Raw genomic sequence first — 19,489 nt, 5'->3', positions numbered from 1 at the left:
AAATTAAATTATAAATGGATAATTTTTTTGCATATCATTCATTTGTTATAAAAGAATGAAAGCGATTTAAGACATATCTTTTGATATGAGTTAATTCGCTTTCAATTCTAGACCTATTAACCAAAAAAATCAATGATTTTGAAAGAAATTATTCCTTTAATTTTTATATTTTTATTATTCTGAACAAGTAACGTGTTATTTGTAATGTATATATGATGAATAATTCTCATACATAAAGCCTTTAACCTGTTGTTCTGTATAGTGTTTAAGCAATTCATTTGTTAAATTTTGATAAAGTCCTACGTGATGTAAATTTGTTGGATGAGTATCGATTCCATCAAAATCTGATCCCATCGCAATAAATTTTTCTCCACCTAGAGAGCACATATAATCAATATGTTTAAGAATATCTGAAATACTTGCGACACCTTCATCGACTAAAAAAGTAGGATAGAAATTTATCCCTACTATTGCTTCTCTTTTAAACATAGCCTTTAGCTGTTCATCATTTAAATTTCTTGGATGTTTACAAATCGCTTTAGCATTTGAATGAGTCGCAGTTGGATATTTTGCTTGTTCAAATGCATCCCAAAACGCGGCTTCAGTACAATGAGAAAGATCACACCACATATTATGCTCATTTAAGTAATGAACTACACTTCTTCCAAAATTAGTTAACCCACCATTTCTTTCTTCAAGAATTCCATCTGCAGCTTCATTTGCATAATTCCATACTAGACCGACACTACGTACGCCTAGACGATGTAATATCTTTAAGCGATTAATATCACCTAAAAGAGCATCACAGCCCTCTAGCGTCAAAATAGCCCCCATTTCGTGACTTTTTAATCCAACTTCATCTTCTTTTGTTCGAATAACTTTTATATTATTATTTTCTGTTGCTACTTTTTCATAAAAAAGCGTGACACATTGAAGAGCAGCATCAAATTTGATTAGTTTATGTATATTTTCGGGAATATAAATCGCATAGCATTGTATTTTACTATTCCCTTGTTTTAATCGATTAACTGAAACTTGTAGTGAATCATCATTTTCAAAATTGATTGAAGGCTTTTCAAGTAATTTCATCAATACATCACAATGAGCATCAAAAACTTTCATAATTAATACCCTCCCATTTTTTTGACTATTGAAACTAGTGTAACATATTAATAAATCCAATAATAAAAGTAATAACTATACGCAAAAAAACTCGTCGACTGACGAGCTTCAAGTTGGGGCTAAAGTCTTAACTCCACTTTTTAATTACAAATTTGCGTAATCTGACTCGCTACCACTTCATCTTTCTTTAATTAAAAATAAAACAACCTGTCGCTTTAGGCTAACAGGTTGTTATTATTAACGAGGCTCTACGATTAATTTTATCGCTGTACGCTCTTCCCCATCGATTTGAATATCTGTAAATGCAGGGATACAAATTAGGTCTACACCACTTGGTGCAACAAATCCTCTTGCAATTGCAACTGCTTTTACAGCTTGGTTTAACGCGCCAGCACCAATTGCTTGAATTTCTGCTGAACCACGCTCTCTCAATACACCTGCAAGTGCTCCTGCTACAGAATTAGGGTTTGACTTTGCTGAAACTTTTAATATTTCCATTCCTGATCCTCCTTGTACTTACAAAGCTATTATTGTGTACAATAAAAACTATTCTCGATAACAAGAAGTTATTCCTGCAAATATTTAAAAGTTTTTTAAAAATTTTCACAATTCTTTTAATTGATATTATAGCTCTTGATGATCATCATTTATTTGTATTCTTTTTATTGATTTTGCTAGCCCAGTTTGTTTGTCTAATTCGATGATGACACCACTTAACTGACCTCTACCTTCATCTACTTCGAATCTCACTGGTAAGTTCGTTAAGAATTTTTTAATAACAGCTTCTTTCGTAACGCCTAGAATGCCATCATATGGACCCGTCATTCCAACATCCGTAATAAACGCTGTACCAGCAGGTAAAACTCGCTCATCAGCCGTTTGAACATGTGTATGTGTACCAACAACCGCTGTTACTCTTCCATCCAAATACCAGCCCATCGCAATTTTTTCACTTGTTGCTTCAGCATGAAAATCAACAAAAATGATGTTTGTTCGTTTTTTAGCGATTTTTATTAGCTCATCAGCTTTTTTAAAAGGACAATCAAGTGGTGGTAAAAATGTTCTACCTTGTAAATTTATAACGGCTATTTCAACATCATTAAAATTTAAAAAGACTAATCCATTACCTGGTGTACCTTCAGGGAAATTAGCTGGTCTAACTAAGTATTTTGCTTGATCAATAAATTCAAAAATATCCTTTTTATCCCATGCATGGTTACCAAGTGTTACTGCTTGAGCACCTAATTCTAAAAATTCGCGGTAAATTTTTTCCGTTATTCCTTTACCATGTGCTGCATTTTCACCATTTATAATCGTTACTGAAGGATTATATTTCCTTTTTAAAGCTTGAATATTAGCCTTTACCATTGCCCTACCATTTGAACCAACTACGTCGCCTATAAACATTATTCTCATTTCGTTACATCCTTCCAACTTGCCACTGTTAATTCACAGCACTGATTTTACTTTTAGATTACCCAAAAATACGAAAAGCCCCATTACTAGCACAATCTGAATCTTCATCTATGCCATTCAACTAAGATTCATTTCAGATATGTATTAGTTGGAGCTATTTTTAAAAATACTTTATTTTGTTACAAAAAAGAAAATAAAGTGGCATAGACCACTTTATTTTGCATACTCGACAGCTCGAGTTTCACGAATAACCGTAACTTTTATATGGCCTGGATAATCCAGTTCATCTTCAATACGTTTTCTAATATCTCTCGCTAATCTATGAGCTTGTAAATCATCAATTGTATCTGGTTTTACCATGATGCGTACTTCACGACCTGCTTGAATAGCGAATGATTTTTCTACACCTTCGTATGATTCTGAAATCTCTTCAAGCTTTTCTAAACGACGGATATAGTTTTCTAATGTTTCGCTACGTGCTCCTGGTCTAGCAGCAGATAATGCATCTGCAGCAGCTACAAGAACCGCAATAATTGAAGTTGGCGCAGCATCTCCGTGATGAGATGCAATACTATTGATAACTACTGGATGTTCTTTATATTTCGTTGCTAATTCGACACCGATTTCAACGTGACTTCCTTCTACCTCATGGTCAATTGCTTTACCAATATCGTGAAGTAAACCTGCACGTTTTGCAAGTTTTGTATCTTCACCAAGTTCAGCAGCCATAAGTCCAGCTAGGTTCGCAACTTCCATCGAATGCTTTAACACATTTTGACCATAACTAGTTCTAAATTTCAGACGACCTAATATTTTAATTAAGTCAGGGTGAATTCCATGAACACCAACTTCAAAAGTAGTTTGTTCACCGACTTCACGTATGTACTCATCTACTTCTCGTCTTGATTTTTCAACCATTTCTTCAATTCGTGCAGGATGGATTCGACCATCTTGTACTAATTTATCTAGTGCAATTCGTGCAGTTTCACGACGAATTGGATCAAAACCTGATAATATTACAGCTTCAGGCGTATCATCAATAATTAAATCTATACCAGTTAACGTTTCTAAAGTACGTATATTTCGTCCTTCACGGCCAATAATACGACCTTTCATTTCATCATTTGGAAGATTTACAACTGAAACAGTTGTTTCAGCAACATGATCTGCAGCACATCGCTGGATTGCTAATGATAAAATATCTTTTGCTTTCTTATCTGCTTCTTCTTTTGCTCGAGCTTCTGTTTCTTTTACTAGTATTGCTGTTTCATGGGATAATTCATTTTCGACTTTAGTAAGTATTAATTGTCTTGCTTCTTCACGATTTAAGCTAGAAATTCTCTCTAACTCTTCTTGTTGAGCAGCAATTAATGCTTCTATCTTGCTTTCCATTTCTTCTATCTGCTGTTGTTTTAAAACAAGAGATTCCTCTTTTCTTTCAAGAACAGACTCACGTTTTGAAAGTCCATCATCTTTACGATCTAAGTTCTCTTCTTTTTGCATTAAACGATTTTCTGACTTTTGTAGTTCACTACGACGGTCTCGAATTTCGTTCTCTGCATCTGTACGAATTTTGAAAATTTCGTCCTTTGCTTCCAATAAAGCTTCTTTTTTAATTGTTTCTGAATCACGTTTTGCATCTTCAATAATTTGATTTGCATGATTAGTTGCGCCATTTATTTTAGCTTCTGCAATGGACTTACGGACAAAAAATCCGACAGCATAACCGACTCCGAATGTGGCAAGCAATGCGAAGATGATCAAAATTATAGTATTTGCACCCATGATTTCACCTCCTCTTGCTATTTAGTTAGTTTCATTTTTGTCGGCTGTTATATTGTATAAATAATTGCATCAACATACAGCACACTTCAATTCAATTTTTCACAAAATAGTAATATTTTTTTAGAATATACACTTAAATATTAAATCTCTTACCAAATGATGTCAAGCCTTGTAAATCGCTTACTTACTTGATTTATCAATATTTATTACATTTTTACTAGATTTCATACATGAGAATCTAAATTTTATTCATTAATTTTTTTTAAAGATCTGATTAATAAGTTAATTGATCGAATTTTTCACTTATAAAGTACAACTTATAAATATAAAAGAAAATAGATATTGTCTGTTATTTTGAAAAGCCCTGATCATAAAAGTATGCCTGATTCTAATGCAAAACACCTACATACCATGATTGATTTGACTCTTCATTGTCATTCCAATAACCTCTCACTTGGAATTTCCTATAGGGCTGTTGAATCCTTCCATTCTCTAAAAATAAAGGAAATATGAAATTATAAATAACAAAAAATGCAGGCACTTTTAATAAGCGCCCGCATTTTTTGTTAACTTATGTTTACTCATTTAATAAAGAGAATTGTTCTTCGTCATCTGTTTCAGTAATAGTAACAGGGTTATCTAAACCATGGTGAAGACGGATTGATTGTTTAATCGTATCACGTATTTCTTTATTTTCTTTTAAGAATGACTTAGCATTCTCACGACCTTGTCCAAGACGCTCTTCATTGTAAGAATACCAAGCTCCACTCTTAAGAACGATATCTAAATCAGATCCAATATCAAGAATTTCTCCTTCTTTAGAAATACCTTCTCCATACATAATGTCTACTTCTGCTTGTCTAAATGGTGGTGCTACTTTATTTTTAACTACTTTAATCTTTGTTTTGTTACCCACAATATCATTACCTTGTTTTAATTGTTCAGCACGACGTACTTCTAAACGAATTGTAGAATAGAATTTTAACGCACGTCCACCTGGAGTCGTTTCAGGATTACCAAACATAACCCCAACTTTTTCACGAATTTGGTTAATGAAGAATGCGATCGTTTTTGACTTGTTAATTGCACCAGAAAGTTTACGTAATGCTTGAGACATTAATCGTGCTTGTAGACCTACGTGAGCATCACCCATCTCACCTTCAATTTCTGCTTTTGGAACTAATGCAGCTACTGAGTCAATTACGATAATATCAATTGCACCACTACGTACTAATGCTTCAGCGATTTCAAGTGCTTGTTCACCTGTATCTGGTTGAGATAATAATAACTCATCAATGTTTACACCTAGTTTTTGAGCATAAACCGGATCTAATGCATGCTCAGCATCTATAAACGCCGCTTGTCCTCCATTTGCTTGAACTTCAGCGATTGCATGTAATGCTACAGTTGTTTTACCTGAACTTTCAGGACCATATACTTCGATAATTCGTCCTCTAGGATAACCACCTACACCTAATGCAACATCTAGTGCTAACGATCCACTAGAAATAGTTGAAATTTGGCGGTCAGTTTGTTCCCCAAGTTTCATAATTGAACCTTTACCGAATTGTTTTTCAATTTGTTTTAAAGCCATATCTAATGCAGCTTGACGATCACTCATTTAGATTCCTCCTTAAGGATTCATTTATCTCTTAACTATATAATAACTGTTTTTTGTTCGTTTGCCAACAAAAAAATAGAACGTTTATTCGATATTTTTCGTATTTAAACTTAATTTTTTAAGAATAGAAACGCTTGTTTCGTATTTTTTGGTCTATAAAACTAGATTTTTATTAATATCGAAACTATAAAATTAAAAAACTCGGCTAAATTAACCGAGCTTTTATATTATAAAATATTCTATTTCATTTTATAAGTCTTGACTTTCAAAACTTGAATTAATTAATTTAATCAACAAGTTCGCGCCATTTTTGACACTTGATAATCTTATTTGTTCTCTAGTGCCACTGAATTGAAACTCTTTTACAATTGGATCAGAATCGCCAATTTTTATACCGATAAATACTTTCCCTACTGGCACATCTTCTAATGTAGATGGTCCTGCTTCACCAGTAAAACTAATTGAAATATTACTTCCTGTTAATCTTTGAATATTTTCAACTAGTGATTCTGCACACTCTGCACTTACTGCACCATTTTTATTAAGAATGTCTGATGGAACATTTAAAAGGTTTTGTTTCATTTCATTAGAATAACAAACAATACTACCTTTAAAAATAGACGAGTTCCCAGGAATATCTGTCACTCTTTTACTGAATAGACCTCCAGTTAAACTTTCAGCAGCAGAAATAGTCAGTTTAAAATCTTTTAGCTTATTTGATAAAACTGTAAATAAGTTTTCATTATTTGTACCATATATAAACTGCCCAACACGCTCACGTATTTTTTCTTCAGCTTGTCCAATTAGTTTTTCTGCCTCTTGTTCATTACTAGCACTTGCAGTAACTCGAAGCATTACTTCTCCCTCACTCGCTAAAGGAGCAATCGTTGGATTTGATTGACTTTCAAGTAAATCAAGTATTTCAGTTTCTAAAATCGATTCCCCGATGCCAAAAAACTTAAGCTCTTTCGAAATAATCGTACTTGCTTCCTTACCTTTTAAAAAATAAGGAATTAGTTCTTTCTCAACCATCGGAATCATTTCTTTAGGTGGTCCTGGTAATAATACAAATTGTATATTTTTCGCTTCATAAACCATTCCAGGTGCCATACCATTTTTATTCAATAAAACATGTGCGTTATTAATGACTAATGCTTGTTTTTTATTATTTTCAGTCATTGGTCGATTTACTTTAATAAAATATTGTTCAATATACTCTAGTGATTGATCATGGTAAACAAGTGACTCATGAACAAATTCTGCGACAACTTCTTTCGTTAAATCATCCTTTGTTGGTCCAAGTCCACCAGTTAAGATGATTAAATCACTTCTTGATGAAGCAATTTCTAATGCACTTTTAAGTCGTTCGGAATTGTCTCCTACAACTGTTTGGAAATGATGGTGATATCCTAATGCAGATAAATGTTTAGCTATAAATTGAGCATTTGTATTTGCAATTTGGCCTAAAAGTAGCTCAGTACCTACTGCGATGATTTCAGCACGTTTCATATCATTTCCCCCTATTATTAATTACATAGATTTAAGAAGAACATCTCTATTTTTATAAAAATAATCCCAACCAGAATATACTGTAAAGAATAATGCCACCCAAAGTGATACATCTGCAATTGAAAATGGTAAGAAATTTAATGGGAAATCATGTAAGAAATATGCAGAAATCGCAACTATTTGAGCCCAAGTCTTAATTTTACCTAGCATTGCAGCAGCATGAACTTCTCCAGAGCCAGCTAAAATCATTCGTAAACCGGTTACTGCAAACTCTCTACTTATTATGATAATTGTAATCCACGCAGGAACATAATGAAAATCAGTTAAGATAATTAATGCTGAAGAAACAAGTAATTTATCAGCAAGTGGATCTAAAAACTTTCCAAAATTAGTAACTAGATTATATTTTCTTGCGTAATAACCATCTATAAAATCAGTAACTGAGGCAATAATAAAAATTGCAGCTCCTACTAAATGATTAACTGGTATTGAATCACCCATTAATGTAACATTTCCCCATCCAAAATCGATTAAAACGGCAATCATAAATAATGGAATTAGACAAACCCTTGAAACTGTGATCTTATTTGGTAAATTCATGGTAAAACCCTCCAAAACTTTCTAAAAATGAAACATTTATAATAAATGAATAAAAGCCATCTTAAAGATGACTATTGATTCATTTTTAAATTTTTAATCGTAATCTTTTGGTGAACAGCATTTGTTGGACTAACTGGATATTTAAATACCTCATCGTTAATTCGTAGCTCAACATTATTAGAAGCACCAATATTTACAGTTACTTCATTTTCATCTGTTAAGTCGTAGTTTTGAGTTTGTCCATGTTTTAAAATTCCGGAATAGAACATTTTCCCATCAGCATTTTTTAAATCCACATAACTTTCACCATTTGCAACTACCTCTAATTTAAATACATCCGTACCAGATAAAGAAATAGTAGTTCGTTTACCCGCTGCAGAGTCAACAGTAATTTTTTGCGCTGGCGTTTGCTCAGTCACATCATTTTTCGGTTTCTCTGTTTTTTTCGTATTATTAACTTTTGCCTGATCTAGCGCATTATTTTTTGGCTTTTCAATTTCAGAATTAGAGTTAGATTGAGATTGATTCGTATCCGCAGATTTTTCATCATTTTTTGATGGGAACATCATATAAATAGCGATGCAAATCCCAATGATAAGAATCGCTACTAGTATCCTTGGTAAATAATCCATTATTCGTGATGACTTCACATTGCTTAATGGTTCTTTAAGCTTCGATGCTCTACTAGGGATTTCTTCATGCTTTACTTCTTCTACTGCACTAGCCACAGTTGATTCCTCTACCACTGGCTTTTCAGTTAGAAATCCAGAAACGTCAACACCAATTGTTTCTGCATATTGTCTAATAAATGCACGAACATAAAATTGCCCTGGCAATATTTCATAATTACCTTCTTCAATTGCTTCAAGATAACGTTTCTGAATCTTCGTTAACTCTTGTACGTCGTCAATTGATAAGCCTTTCGCTTCTCTTGCTTCTCGTAAATATTTTCCTAATTCTGTCACAAGTTACACCCCAACTAACTTTAAAAATCAAACATCGAGAACGAGTTGTGTCCATTTTTATCCATTTGGTCTACAAGTTCGTATTTAATTTCTTCATTTTCATCATTTCTTAATTCAATTATGTAATCAAAATCTTCTAAAGAGTATTCAGTTTGCTGTACAAATACATCAGGATGCTCCACTACTTTCACAGAAGACATTGCCATAATTTCGCGTACCAATTGCCAATGTTGCTCATTTGCTCTTCTATGAGAAAGAATGCCATCAATAATAAATACATTATCTGAGTTATATTCGTCTTCTATTAATTGACTTCTTAATGTTTGTTTAATTAATGTTGATGAAACAAATAACCAGCGTTTATTTGCACATACACTTGCTGCTACAACTGATTCAGTTTTACCAACACGAGGCATTCCTCTAATTCCGATTAGCTTATGGCCTGGCATTTTAAATAACTCTGCCATAAAATCAACAAGCATACCTAAATCATCGCGGACAAAACGAAAAGTCTTTTTATCATCTACGTCTCGTTGAATATAAGTACCATGTCTTACAGCTAAGCGATCTCTTAGAGTTGGCTTTCTAAGTTTAATTATTGTTATATTGTCCATAGTATTTAAAATTGATTCAAATCTAGTAATTTGATCATCGTTATCGCAACCAAGTAACATGCCGCGTTTCATTGTGTCGACACCATTGATTGTTAAAATATTAATCCCTAGCATACCGATTAGCGATGCAATATCTCCAAGTAGTCCAGGGCGATTCTTATGTATTTCATACTCAAAATACCATTCGATTAACTCCATACCTATACCCCCTATTTGTTAACTACTTAACTCTCCATTTAATAATAAACGATTTCGCCATAATATAAAAGGTAAAATATGTGAAATAAATAACTTTCGACCGGAAACTTTGCTATGAAGTATGCCAACCTCCGTTTACTCCAAGGATTTGGCCAGTTATATAAGAAGATTGTTCGGAAATTAGGTAATTTACAGTATTCGCAATTTCACTTGGAAGAGCTAAACGATTCATTGGAATTTCATTTGCAATTTCTTTTAAATCTTCTTCACTGAAGGTATTTAACATATTGGTTTTTACGGCACCTGGAGCAACAGCATTTACTTTTATTCCACTTGGTCCTAATTCTTTAGCTAATGCCATCACATAGGCGTTTTGAGCACCTTTAGTAGTTGAATATAATACTTCACATGAAGCACCAATTTGTCCCCATATAGACGAAATAACGACGATACTGCCAGATTTTTTAGCCACCATATTAGGAAGAAAATAATTGACTACTTTGATCAAGCTTTTTATATGTAATTGAGTCATTCGATTAATCTCTTCATCACTTACATCGTTAATCAAACCAATAATTGAAAAACCAGATGCATACACAATGGAATCGATTGGATCATTTATTTGTGATGTTAAAATTTCAACTCCATTTTCAACAGACAAGTTTGCTTGAACAAATTGGCAACTTACTTCAATCTCATTAGCCAATTCAATCAGTTCATTAAGTGGTTCTTTCTTACTGTTATAATGGACAACTAAATCATAATTTTCATTGATTAATTTTTTCGAAATTGCTAAGCCAATGTCACCACTAGCTCCAATTACAAGAATTCTTTTTCTCATTTATTATAATCTCCATTTATTCGAGGTTTTAATGCAGGGTTAAAGAGTATTAAGAAATAGAAAGGTAAGCGAGGAAGCTCTCTTAAAATTTTTTATTAATAAATAGTACACTTACATTCTTTAAAAACCCTTAAATTTTTTAAATTTCAAAAAGCATCCCATAGAGGATGCTTTTAATTCATTCAATGAGGAAGAACAAAAAATTCACTCATATAGTCTTCATTTATTAGATGACTGGCACTTTCTTTTAAATCCTCTACAGAAATAGATTGTAACACAGATACAATGTCAAATAAATGCATATCTAAGAACGCATATCGCGTAAATTGGTTAGCGATATATTCTGGAGAATTTAATGAGCGTAAGAATCCGCCAATTTTCTTTTTAACTACGCGATCGACAATTTCTTTTTCCCACTGATGATTTTTTGAGTCTAATAACACTTCTTTTATTTTTTCAGAGAGTTTTTCAGGTGAAGTAGAATCTCCTCCGATGATCGCAAAAGCAAAACCATTTTCTGCAGAGTAATCATATGAGAACGTATCATCGATTAAACCATCTTCATACATTTGTTGATACGTATTTGAGCCTTTACCAAATAAATAATCAAGTAATACTGAAATTGATAATTCATGTTTTAATAAATCGCTTCCACCTTTAGGTGCAGAAAAGTCTTTTACGCCAACGAGTACTTTTGATGATTGGACATTCATATGTAACACTTTTTTCTTTTCTGCAGATTCAGGCGTTTCTTCAGGGAAAAATCTCTTAATTTCATTTGCATCTTTGAACGTTTTTTTGCTTTGGTTTTCTTTAATTAAATTCATTGTTTTATCAGGGTCTACTGGACCTACAACAAAAAACAACATATTACTTGGGTGATAAAAAGTTTCGTAACAAGTATAAAGTAATTCTTTTGTAATTTTTGAAATTGATTCAACTGTACCAGCAATATCTGTTCTAACAGGATGTTTACCATATAAATTAGCAATCATCCCAAAATATTGTCTCCAATCAGGGTTATCTTCGTACATTTTAATTTCCTGACCGATGATCCCTTTTTCTTTTTCAACACTTTGATCAGAAAAATATGGATCTTGAACAAAATCAATTAAAGTCATTAAATTTTGTTCTATATTATTCGTTGCTGAAAATAAATAAGCAGTTCGTGTAAAACTTGTAAACGCATTAGAAGAGGCTCCTTGTTTGCTAAAAACCTGGAATACGTCCCCATCTTTCTTTTCAAATAATTTGTGCTCTAAAAAATGAGCAATCCCATCTGGTACAACTAATTTTTCATCTTTTCCTAAAGGAATAAATTCAGAATCAATCGAACCGTATTTCGTTGTAAAGGTCGCATATGTTTTGTTGTAGCCTTGTTTAGGAAGAATATATACTTTTAATCCGTTTTCAAGCTCCTCGAAATAAAGCGTTTCATTCAATTGTTCAAAATACTTTTTTTCCATTATGCTCCCTCCTGACCTTTTAAGAAATAAGTTGTGTGAAGTTTAATTTTATTAGCTACAGCTACAATTTCATCTTTCGTAACTTTTTCAATTTCAGGGAACCAGTCCTCGATTGGACGTTCATTCCCTGCAGATTGATCATTGAATAATGTTTCAATGATTCCATATGCAGTGTCCATACTTTCCAATAGACTGTTTTTAATCACTAATTTTGTTTGATCAATTTCTTCTTCAGAGAAATTTCCCTTTATCATTTCTTCCAGTTGTTCAGCAATAATTGTAGTTGCTTTTTCATAATTTTCACTTGCTATACCAGACATAACCATTAAAATTGATTTATGACTTTCAAAACGAGAAGCAGCATAGTATGCTAAGCTATTTTTTTCTCGAACATTGATAAATAATTTTGAATGAGAGAATCCACCAAAAAGTCCATTAAACACTTGAAGTGCAAAGTAATCTGGATCTTTAATCGAGATTCCAGTAGTATATCCGATGTGTAGTTTGCCCTGATTTAGTTTTTGCTCTTCAATTACTTCATTAGGAGAATCGACTGGCGTTGCTTTTTTTGTATCGACTGTTAATCTTTCACTAGTTGTGTTTCTAAAGTTCTCTTCAACTAATTGTTTACATTGGTCAAATGCAACATCTCCAACTATATAAAGATCAATTAAATCTTGTTGCAAAGCTTTTTCATAATACTTATAAAGTGACTCAGCTGTAATTGAATTGACATCTTCTGTTTTTCCATTTGCAAGTAATGCATAAGGTTCATCCTTAAACATTTCTTCCACTAGTCGTTGATTTGCATATTTCAATTTATCATCATTTATTGATTGAATTCGTTGTACTTGGGTTCTTTTTTGAGTTTCAACATGCTTAGCTGAAAATACCCCATTTTCTAAAAATGGATTTTGCCAAATAGAAGCAATAAGCATTAGCGCTTCATTTAGTAATGAACCTTGATTTGAAAGGTATTTTTCATTTGCAATGTCAATTGTAAATGACATAACATGATAATCCCCTTTTTTCGATACGTCTACAAAGAAGGTCGCCCCATATAATTCTTCTAATTTTCTTCTAATTTCACCATTGGTAGGAAGATCTTTTGTTCCACTTTGCAATACATAAGGTAAAATTCCGCGATACGATACTGTATCTTCTTCAAGTTTTCCACGTACTTTTAATGTAATCGAATTTGTTTTAAATTTTTCAGTTGTTACCACATGTAGCTTAATACCGTTAATATCACTATTTTTGTACTGTAACAAATTCAAATTGAACCCTCCTTAGTCAAATACTATTTACTCATATTTATTTCCAATATCTTCATTGTATCTCTAATTTTACCAAAAATAAAACCTACTGCTTAGTTTACCCAAAATAATTAATTCAAATAAAAATCTGTTCTTTTAAAATAAGTACTACGTCAATTGGAACGAAAGGATACTCCCTATCCGTGGAGAGAGGTGAAACTCCTCAGCCAGCCTGCGATCTTTTCCTACAGGAGTCTCGCAGTTTACGTTTCAATCATTTTCAAAATATAAACGAGTTATTATTTAACTTCCATGTAGAAGTTGAGAGATGATCAACTACAGTAAATATTCATAACAACGATATTATTCCTAATTAATTGACAACATCCTTTAATTAATCGAGTAGGAGGGAGTGACTAACTCCCGACCTCTCACACCACCGTACGTACGGTTCCGTATACGGCGGTTCAAATTAAGTCTGACGTAAGATTTCATATCTCTGATATAGACTTTTAAGACCTTGGTTTTGCCAAAATGCACTCCAAGTGTTCTATGAAGTATTGGGCTTTTGGCGATTCGCCAAAAGCCCTTTCTACTGTTTCCCCATTCATATGCATTATGGAAGTTCACACCTAATCCAATTAGTTTTCTTATTCTTGTTTTAGGTTGTTTCCATTGTTTCCACAGACACATCCTAAGTCTTCTTCTTATCCATTTGTCAAAGTCCTTGAAATGACTTGGCGTATCTGCTAACGCATAATATCCACACCAACCTATTAGATATTGATTGAGCTTCTTTATTCTACTTTCCATTGGTATCGGTGCTTTTCTAGATGTAAGCTCTCTGATTTTCTGTTTTACTCTTTTAATACTCTCTTTCGAGATTCGTATTTTCGGTTCCCTAGCACTTGTAAAACTAAAACCAAGAAATTTTCTTTTCCAAGGTCGGTCAATAGCCGATTTCTCCTGGTTTACTTTTAGTTTTAGTTTTGTTTCGATAAAATTCACGATACCAGACATGACTCGTTTTCCTGCTTTCTTTGACTTTACGTAGATATTACAGTCATCAGCGTATCTAACGAATTTATGTCCTCTTATTTCCAGTTCTTTGTCTAGTTCATCTAAAATAATATTTGAGAGTAATGGACTTAGTGGTCCCCCTTGAGGAGTACCCTCGGTACTCTCAGAGAAAATACCACCTATCAGTATTCCTGCGTTTAAATAGCTACGAATTAATTTCAACAACACTTTGTCATGGATTTTCTTCTTAAGAATGCCCATTAGCTTATCATGGTTTACTTTGTCAAAGAACTTTTCTAAGTCGATATCATCTACCCATCTATATCCTTCTTTTATGAATCCCTTCGCTTTTCTTACTGCGTCATGTCCTCTTCTTTTTGGACGGAATCCATAACTATGGTCCGAGAAACTTGGGTCATAAATTGGTGTTAATACTTGGGTAATTGCTTGTTGAATGAATCGATCTAACACGGTTGGAATTCCTAGTAGCCTTGTTCCTCCGTTTGGTTTCGGGATTTCGACTCGACGGACAGGTTGAGGTTTATAAGTTCCATTTGCGAGAGACTTCTTTAATTCATCCCAGTGTACGATAATGTACGAACGCAGGTCTTTGGTCGACATGTTGTCTACTCCGTGACTGCCCCCGTTTCGTTCCACTCTTTTCAGAGCGTTCAGAAGATTTTCCCGTGTTAGTATCCTTTCCATTAACATTTGACATTTCCTTTCTACGTGAACATGATGGTCTATTTGCGTAACATTCTACTCCACCTTCTCAAAGTCCCCCATGTATTCACCATTTCCTCCTTTGAGTAAGCCTTATTTAAGGTTATCTGCTTCTTCATAGAATATATTCTCTTAGTATCAGTTCTTCTTAATTTGTTCAGTCGATGTTTCGAAACATCAAGTACTATGACGTCTGCTGACTTCTGACAGTTCAGTTATCTATCACTAGATAAGTTACCACATGAGTGTAGCGTTTCTGTCAGACCTCCCCAGGTAAGTGCATATTCTTTCTTTCCATGTACCTACTTCATTTACTTAGTAACATCTTTGGCAGTAAGGACTTTGTTTTGTTTCGCAAACTCATCCAATATTACCTAGCCTTATATGAAGTTCGTGTTCCTTAGGTCGGAAATTTGCCGCCGACTTCCTTCAGATTCCGCGTCGCCACGGACACCCTTGTCTTAAGCTAATCACTACTACTGCCTTCGTGACTCGGGATTTGCACCCTATAGATTATGCACATGCTGGGCGCACGAATAAAAAAAGCTTCCTAATTTAGTAGGAAGCTTTTTAAACATTTATTTATCGTTTACCTTTTTCATACGCAACACCAACTGATTTTGGTGCTTGAGATGATTTTGAGAAAATTACTAATGCGATTAAAGTTACTACGTATGGGAATAACTTTAATGCTAATGGTGGAATATGAGCTAAACTTGGAATAACTTGCGATACGTTGGCAATTGTTGTAGCTACACCAAAGAATAATGTCGCTGCTAAAATTCCAAGTGGTTTCCATTGTCCAAAAATTAATGCAGCAATTGCTAAGAAACCAAGACCTGCAACACTACCAGTAAATTCGCCAGAGTATGTTACTAAAATAATTGCTCCACCTAATCCAGAGAATGCACCAGAAATAATAACGCCAAGGTAACGAATACGGTATACGTTAATACCTGCTGCATCAGCTGCTTGAGGGTATTCACCACATGCACGTAGACGTAAGCCTAAACGAGTTTTATAAAGTATAAATGTACTAATGATTAGAATACCAATTACTAACCATGTTGTAGAATACGTGTTTTTAAAGAATAGATCTCCGAGAATTGGAATGTTCTTTAAGACTGGGATATCAGTACGAGTAATACCGTTAATACTGATGTTTCCTGATCCAGTAATATTTCTTGCTAAGAAGATTGTTAAAGCACCTGCAATCATATTAATTGCGATACCACTTATTACTTGATCTGCGTGTAAATTTATACTTGCAAACGCATGTAGTAAAGAGAATAAAGCACCTGTAAGAACTGCAACAAGAATTCCTACCCAGATAACCCAAACTTCACCTTGATGAGTTTCTTGAAGTTTTGAAATTGTTAAGGCACTAGCGAAACCACCAACAACCATTAAACCTTCTAAACCAATATTTACGACACCGCTTCGCTCAGAAAATAAACCACCTAATGCTACGATTAATAATGGAATCGTATAGGCAATTGCATATGGGAAAATTTGTATAATTAAATCCATGCCTTATTTCACCTTCTCTCCTACATTGCTGTTTTTGTATTTGCGTGATTTGGATACTCGATCTATAACTTTTTTAATTAAAATACTAGTTGCAGAGAAATAAATAATGATAGCAATGATAACATCAGCAATATCTGGTGGAATTGAAGTCATTGCACTCATAAAACCTTTACCAGAATATAATAGTCCAAAGAAAATTGCTGAGAAAAATACGCCAACTGGTGTATTCATTCCTAAAAGTGCCACTGCAATTCCGTCGAATCCTTCAGTAGGTAAAACACCTATTTGAATTAGCGATGCATTACCAGCGAATTGAACTACACCTGCTAAGCCTGCAAGTCCACCTGAAATCATCATTGATAAAACAACATTTCTATTTACTGAAATACCAGCGTATTCAGCAGCACTACGGTTATAACCTACAGCTTTTAATTCATACCCTAATACTGTGCGATTAATAATAAATGAAATAACGATTACCATAATAACGGCGATAAATAAACCGAAGTTAATATATGAACCACCAAATAAATTTGATAATAACGGCATTTTTAATGTTGCAGCATCTGCAAGCATTTTTGACTCTGTTTCAGTACTACCTTTAAAATATTGTGGTACTAAATAATAAACAGTCCAGTATGCAATCCAGTTCATCATAATCGTAGAAACTACTTCGTGAACATTAAACTTAGCTTTTAGTAGTCCTGGAATAAATGCCCAAGCTGCACCTGCAATAAAGGCTACAATTACCATAATTGGAACTAAGATAAGAGTAGGTAAATCGACAGTTAAACCAATTGCAGAAGCACAAAATCCTGCGAAAAGCATTTGGCCAGCTGCACCAATATTAAATAAACCTGTTCTGAATGCAAATGCAACAGAAAGTCCTGTTAAAATTAACGGAGTAGCAGTAGCAAATGTATTACCAATACGCTCCGGATCTTTTAATCCACCTTGGAATAAATAAGTAAACCCTTCTATTGGATCATTACCTGTTACTAAAATTAATAATGCTCCAGCTAGTAAACCTAAAACTACGGCAATTAAAGAAATGATTCCTCCCTTTTTCATGCCCCTTCACCTCTCCTTATACCAGCCATCATTAATCCTAATTCATCTTCATTTGTGTCTTTGGCATTAACGATATCAACGATTTCTCCAGCATTTACGATTGCAATGCGGTCAGATAAATTAAGAACTTCATCTAGTTCTAACGAGATCAATAGAACCGCTTTTCCACTATCTCTTTGCTCAATTAATCTCTTATGAATATACTCTATCGAACCAACGTCTAAACCACGTGTTGGCTGACATGCAATTAATAACTCAGGCTTAAGTTCGATTTCGCGACCAATGATTGCTTTTTGTTGGTTTCCTCCAGACATTGATTCAACGACTGTTTTAGCCCCTTCACCAGAGCGTACATCGAATTCTTCAATGATTTTCTTTGCATGTTTGGCAATCGCAGCTTTATCTAAAACTCCATATTTAGAGAACGGTTCTTGATTATAAATCTCTAGAACAACGTTTTCTTCAATCGTATATTCAAGAACAAGTCCTCTTTTTTGACGATCCTCTGGAATGTGTGCAATACCACTTCTAATTCGTTCACGTATACTGCGTTTTGTAATATCTTGATTTTTTAATAAAATAGAACCCTCTTCAATCGGTCTTAACCCTGTAATTGCTTCAACAAGTTCAGATTGTCCATTTCCTTCAACTCCGGCAATCCCAACGATTTCACCTGCTCGAACTTGAAGTGTAGCATTTTTTAAACCTAAAACTTTTTTATTATTTTTGACACTTAAATTATTTACATCTAGTACAACTTCACCAGGTTTTGATTCTACTTTATCTACCTTGAAAGACACCTGACGTCCGACCATCATAGATGCCATTTCAGATTCAGAAGTTTGTTTTACATCAACTGTACCAATGTACTTCCCATGACGAATTACTGTACATTGATCTGCAACAGCTTTAATTTCTTTTAATTTATGTGTAATGATAATGATTGACTTGCCTTCATTAATCAAGTTTTTAATAATCTTCATTAAATCTTGTATTTCTTGTGGAGTAAGTACTGCTGTTGGCTCATCTAGGATTAATACTTCAGCATTACGATATAAAGTTTTTAAAATTTCGACTCTTTGTTGCATCCCTACTGTAATATCTTCAATCTTTGCATATGGATCTACATTTAAGCCGTAAGTTTTAGAAAGTTCTTCAATACGTTTTGCTGCAGTCTTGATATCTACTACTAGCCCTTTTTTAGGTTCAAGACCTAGAATAATATTTTCTGTTACTGTAAAATTTGAAACTAATTTAAAATGTTGGTGAACCATTCCGATTCCTAGTTCATTTGCAACATTTGGATTTGAAATTTTAACTTCTTTACCTTTTATTTTTATAATCCCTTTTTCGGGTGTGTACATTCCAAAAAGGACGGACATTAAAGTTGATTTCCCTGCTCCGTTTTCACCTAATAAAGCATGAACTTCCCCTTTTTTTAATCGTAGTGTAATATTATCATTCGCTATAATGCCAGGAAACTCTTTTGTTATATTTAGCATCTCCACTACATATTCCATAATTTTCCTCCTTGATATTACGAAGTCATTTTTTATTTTTAAAGTTTTACTTGATTTCGAAATATTTTTCTATATTTTTTATTTAAGGAGGGCTTAACTCTCTCTCCCGATTGTCATGCCCTAATCAATTGGAAGCTTTTTCAATTAAGTGCTTTCAATTGATTAAAGCATGAAAGAAAAAAATCATTTTTAGGGTAGAAGAAGCATATAAAAGGGTCTCCTTTCCTATGCT

15 protein-coding genes and 1 pseudogene are annotated in these 19,489 nt (G+C 33.6%); all 16 read right to left on the bottom strand.

Annotation, left to right across the window (positions count from 1 at the left end; genetic code table 11):
- Positions 1-195 precede the first annotated feature (195 nt).
- The 16 genes and pseudogenes from V5E38_RS05605 to V5E38_RS05530 all read right to left on the bottom strand — a co-directional run bounded on the left by V5E38_RS05605 (position 196) and on the right by V5E38_RS05530 (position 19,257).
- Positions 196-1,122: a dipeptidase gene (locus V5E38_RS05605; protein ID WP_499212476.1), complete on the bottom strand. Its 927-nt coding sequence runs from the start codon at positions 1,120-1,122 to the stop codon at positions 196-198.
- 237 nt (positions 1,123-1,359) lie between these two features.
- On the bottom strand, positions 1,360-1,620 hold the full coding sequence (gene spoVS / locus V5E38_RS05600) for a stage V sporulation protein SpoVS (protein WP_044893696.1): 261 nt from the start codon (positions 1,618-1,620) through the stop codon (positions 1,360-1,362).
- Positions 1,621-1,746: 126 nt separating this feature from the next.
- Entirely contained in the window at positions 1,747-2,538 is a 792-nt protein-coding gene (ymdB, locus tag V5E38_RS05595; protein ID WP_069034492.1) for a 2',3'-cyclic-nucleotide 2'-phosphodiesterase, read from the bottom strand.
- A gap of 213 nt (positions 2,539-2,751) precedes the next feature.
- Complete coding sequence (rny, locus tag V5E38_RS05590) at positions 2,752-4,323, bottom strand: ribonuclease Y (protein WP_069034493.1); 1,572 nt, start codon at positions 4,321-4,323, stop codon at positions 2,752-2,754.
- Positions 4,324-4,900: 577 nt separating this feature from the next.
- Entirely contained in the window at positions 4,901-5,944 is a 1,044-nt protein-coding gene (gene recA / locus V5E38_RS05585) for a recombinase RecA (RefSeq protein WP_097975417.1), read from the bottom strand.
- Positions 5,945-6,193: 249 nt separating this feature from the next.
- A complete protein-coding gene (locus V5E38_RS05580) occupies positions 6,194-7,453 on the bottom strand; it encodes a competence/damage-inducible protein A (protein WP_499212475.1) in 1,260 nt (419 codons plus the stop codon).
- Between the two features lie 21 nt (positions 7,454-7,474).
- Positions 7,475-8,053, bottom strand: a complete 579-nt coding sequence (pgsA, locus tag V5E38_RS05575) for a CDP-diacylglycerol--glycerol-3-phosphate 3-phosphatidyltransferase (RefSeq protein WP_097975421.1) — start codon at positions 8,051-8,053, stop codon at positions 7,475-7,477.
- 71 nt (positions 8,054-8,124) lie between these two features.
- Positions 8,125-9,018 carry a helix-turn-helix domain-containing protein gene (locus V5E38_RS05570; protein WP_499212474.1) on the bottom strand — a complete coding sequence of 298 codons (894 nt, stop codon included), beginning with the start codon at positions 9,016-9,018 and terminating at the stop codon, positions 8,125-8,127.
- Between the two features lie 20 nt (positions 9,019-9,038).
- Complete coding sequence (locus V5E38_RS05565) at positions 9,039-9,830, bottom strand: DUF3388 domain-containing protein (RefSeq protein ID WP_097975425.1); 792 nt, start codon at positions 9,828-9,830, stop codon at positions 9,039-9,041.
- A 112-nt stretch (positions 9,831-9,942) separates the two neighbouring features.
- Complete coding sequence (gene ymfI, locus V5E38_RS05560; RefSeq protein WP_499212473.1) at positions 9,943-10,671, bottom strand: SDR family oxidoreductase; 729 nt, start codon at positions 10,669-10,671, stop codon at positions 9,943-9,945.
- Between the two features lie 182 nt (positions 10,672-10,853).
- A complete protein-coding gene (gene yfmH / locus V5E38_RS05555; RefSeq protein WP_499212472.1) occupies positions 10,854-12,137 on the bottom strand; it encodes a M16 family metallopeptidase in 1,284 nt (427 codons plus the stop codon).
- Positions 12,137-13,408, bottom strand: coding sequence for an EF-P 5-aminopentanol modification-associated protein YfmF (yfmF, locus tag V5E38_RS05550; RefSeq protein ID WP_499213516.1), 1,272 nt, complete (start codon positions 13,406-13,408; stop codon positions 12,137-12,139). The genes yfmH and yfmF overlap by 1 nt, the downstream gene beginning before the upstream one ends.
- 457 nt (positions 13,409-13,865) lie before the next feature.
- Positions 13,866-15,124, bottom strand: a pseudogene (gene ltrA / locus V5E38_RS05545) (group II intron reverse transcriptase/maturase).
- A gap of 594 nt (positions 15,125-15,718) precedes the next feature.
- Complete coding sequence (locus V5E38_RS05540; protein WP_097975431.1) at positions 15,719-16,666, bottom strand: ABC transporter permease; 948 nt, start codon at positions 16,664-16,666, stop codon at positions 15,719-15,721.
- A 3-nt stretch (positions 16,667-16,669) separates the two neighbouring features.
- Entirely contained in the window at positions 16,670-17,737 is a 1,068-nt protein-coding gene (locus tag V5E38_RS05535) for an ABC transporter permease (protein ID WP_097975433.1), read from the bottom strand.
- Entirely contained in the window at positions 17,734-19,257 is a 1,524-nt protein-coding gene (locus tag V5E38_RS05530) for an ABC transporter ATP-binding protein (RefSeq protein WP_097975434.1), read from the bottom strand. The genes V5E38_RS05535 and V5E38_RS05530 overlap by 4 nt, the downstream gene beginning before the upstream one ends.
- Positions 19,258-19,489: the final 232 nt, after the last annotated feature.

This window comes from Rossellomorea sp. GAMAL-10_SWC (assembly GCF_049568075.1).
Taxonomy (GTDB): Bacteria; Bacillota; Bacilli; order Bacillales; family Bacillaceae_G; genus Gottfriedia.
Note: the sequence above shows the minus strand (reverse complement) of the source record. Positions and strands in the feature narration are given on the sequence as shown.

Bases quoted from the DNA above. Each gene is read 5' to 3' on its own strand.
- ymdB (WP_069034492.1), bottom strand. From the start codon at position 2,538: ATGAGAATAATGTTTATAGGCGACGTAGTTGGTTCAAATGGTAGGGCA.
- V5E38_RS05580 (WP_499212475.1), bottom strand. From the start codon at position 7,453: ATGAAACGTGCTGAAATCATCGCAGTAGGTACTGAGCTACTTTTAGGC.
- rny (WP_069034493.1), bottom strand. From the start codon at position 4,323: ATGGGTGCAAATACTATAATTTTGATCATCTTCGCATTGCTTGCCACA.
- ymfI (WP_499212473.1), bottom strand. From the start codon at position 10,671: ATGAGAAAAAGAATTCTTGTAATTGGAGCTAGTGGTGACATTGGCTTA.
- spoVS (WP_044893696.1), bottom strand. From the start codon at position 1,620: ATGGAAATATTAAAAGTTTCAGCAAAGTCAAACCCTAATTCTGTAGCA.
- V5E38_RS05535 (WP_097975433.1), bottom strand. From the start codon at position 17,737: ATGAAAAAGGGAGGAATCATTTCTTTAATTGCCGTAGTTTTAGGTTTA.
- V5E38_RS05565 (WP_097975425.1), bottom strand. From the start codon at position 9,830: ATGGAGTTAATCGAATGGTATTTTGAGTATGAAATACATAAGAATCGC.
- pgsA (WP_097975421.1), bottom strand. From the start codon at position 8,053: ATGAATTTACCAAATAAGATCACAGTTTCAAGGGTTTGTCTAATTCCA.
- V5E38_RS05605 (WP_499212476.1), bottom strand. From the start codon at position 1,122: ATGAAAGTTTTTGATGCTCATTGTGATGTATTGATGAAATTACTTGAA.
- recA (WP_097975417.1), bottom strand. From the start codon at position 5,944: ATGAGTGATCGTCAAGCTGCATTAGATATGGCTTTAAAACAAATTGAA.
- yfmH (WP_499212472.1), bottom strand. From the start codon at position 12,137: ATGGAAAAAAAGTATTTTGAACAATTGAATGAAACGCTTTATTTCGAG.
- V5E38_RS05530 (WP_097975434.1), bottom strand. From the start codon at position 19,257: ATGGAATATGTAGTGGAGATGCTAAATATAACAAAAGAGTTTCCTGGC.
- V5E38_RS05540 (WP_097975431.1), bottom strand. From the start codon at position 16,666: ATGGATTTAATTATACAAATTTTCCCATATGCAATTGCCTATACGATT.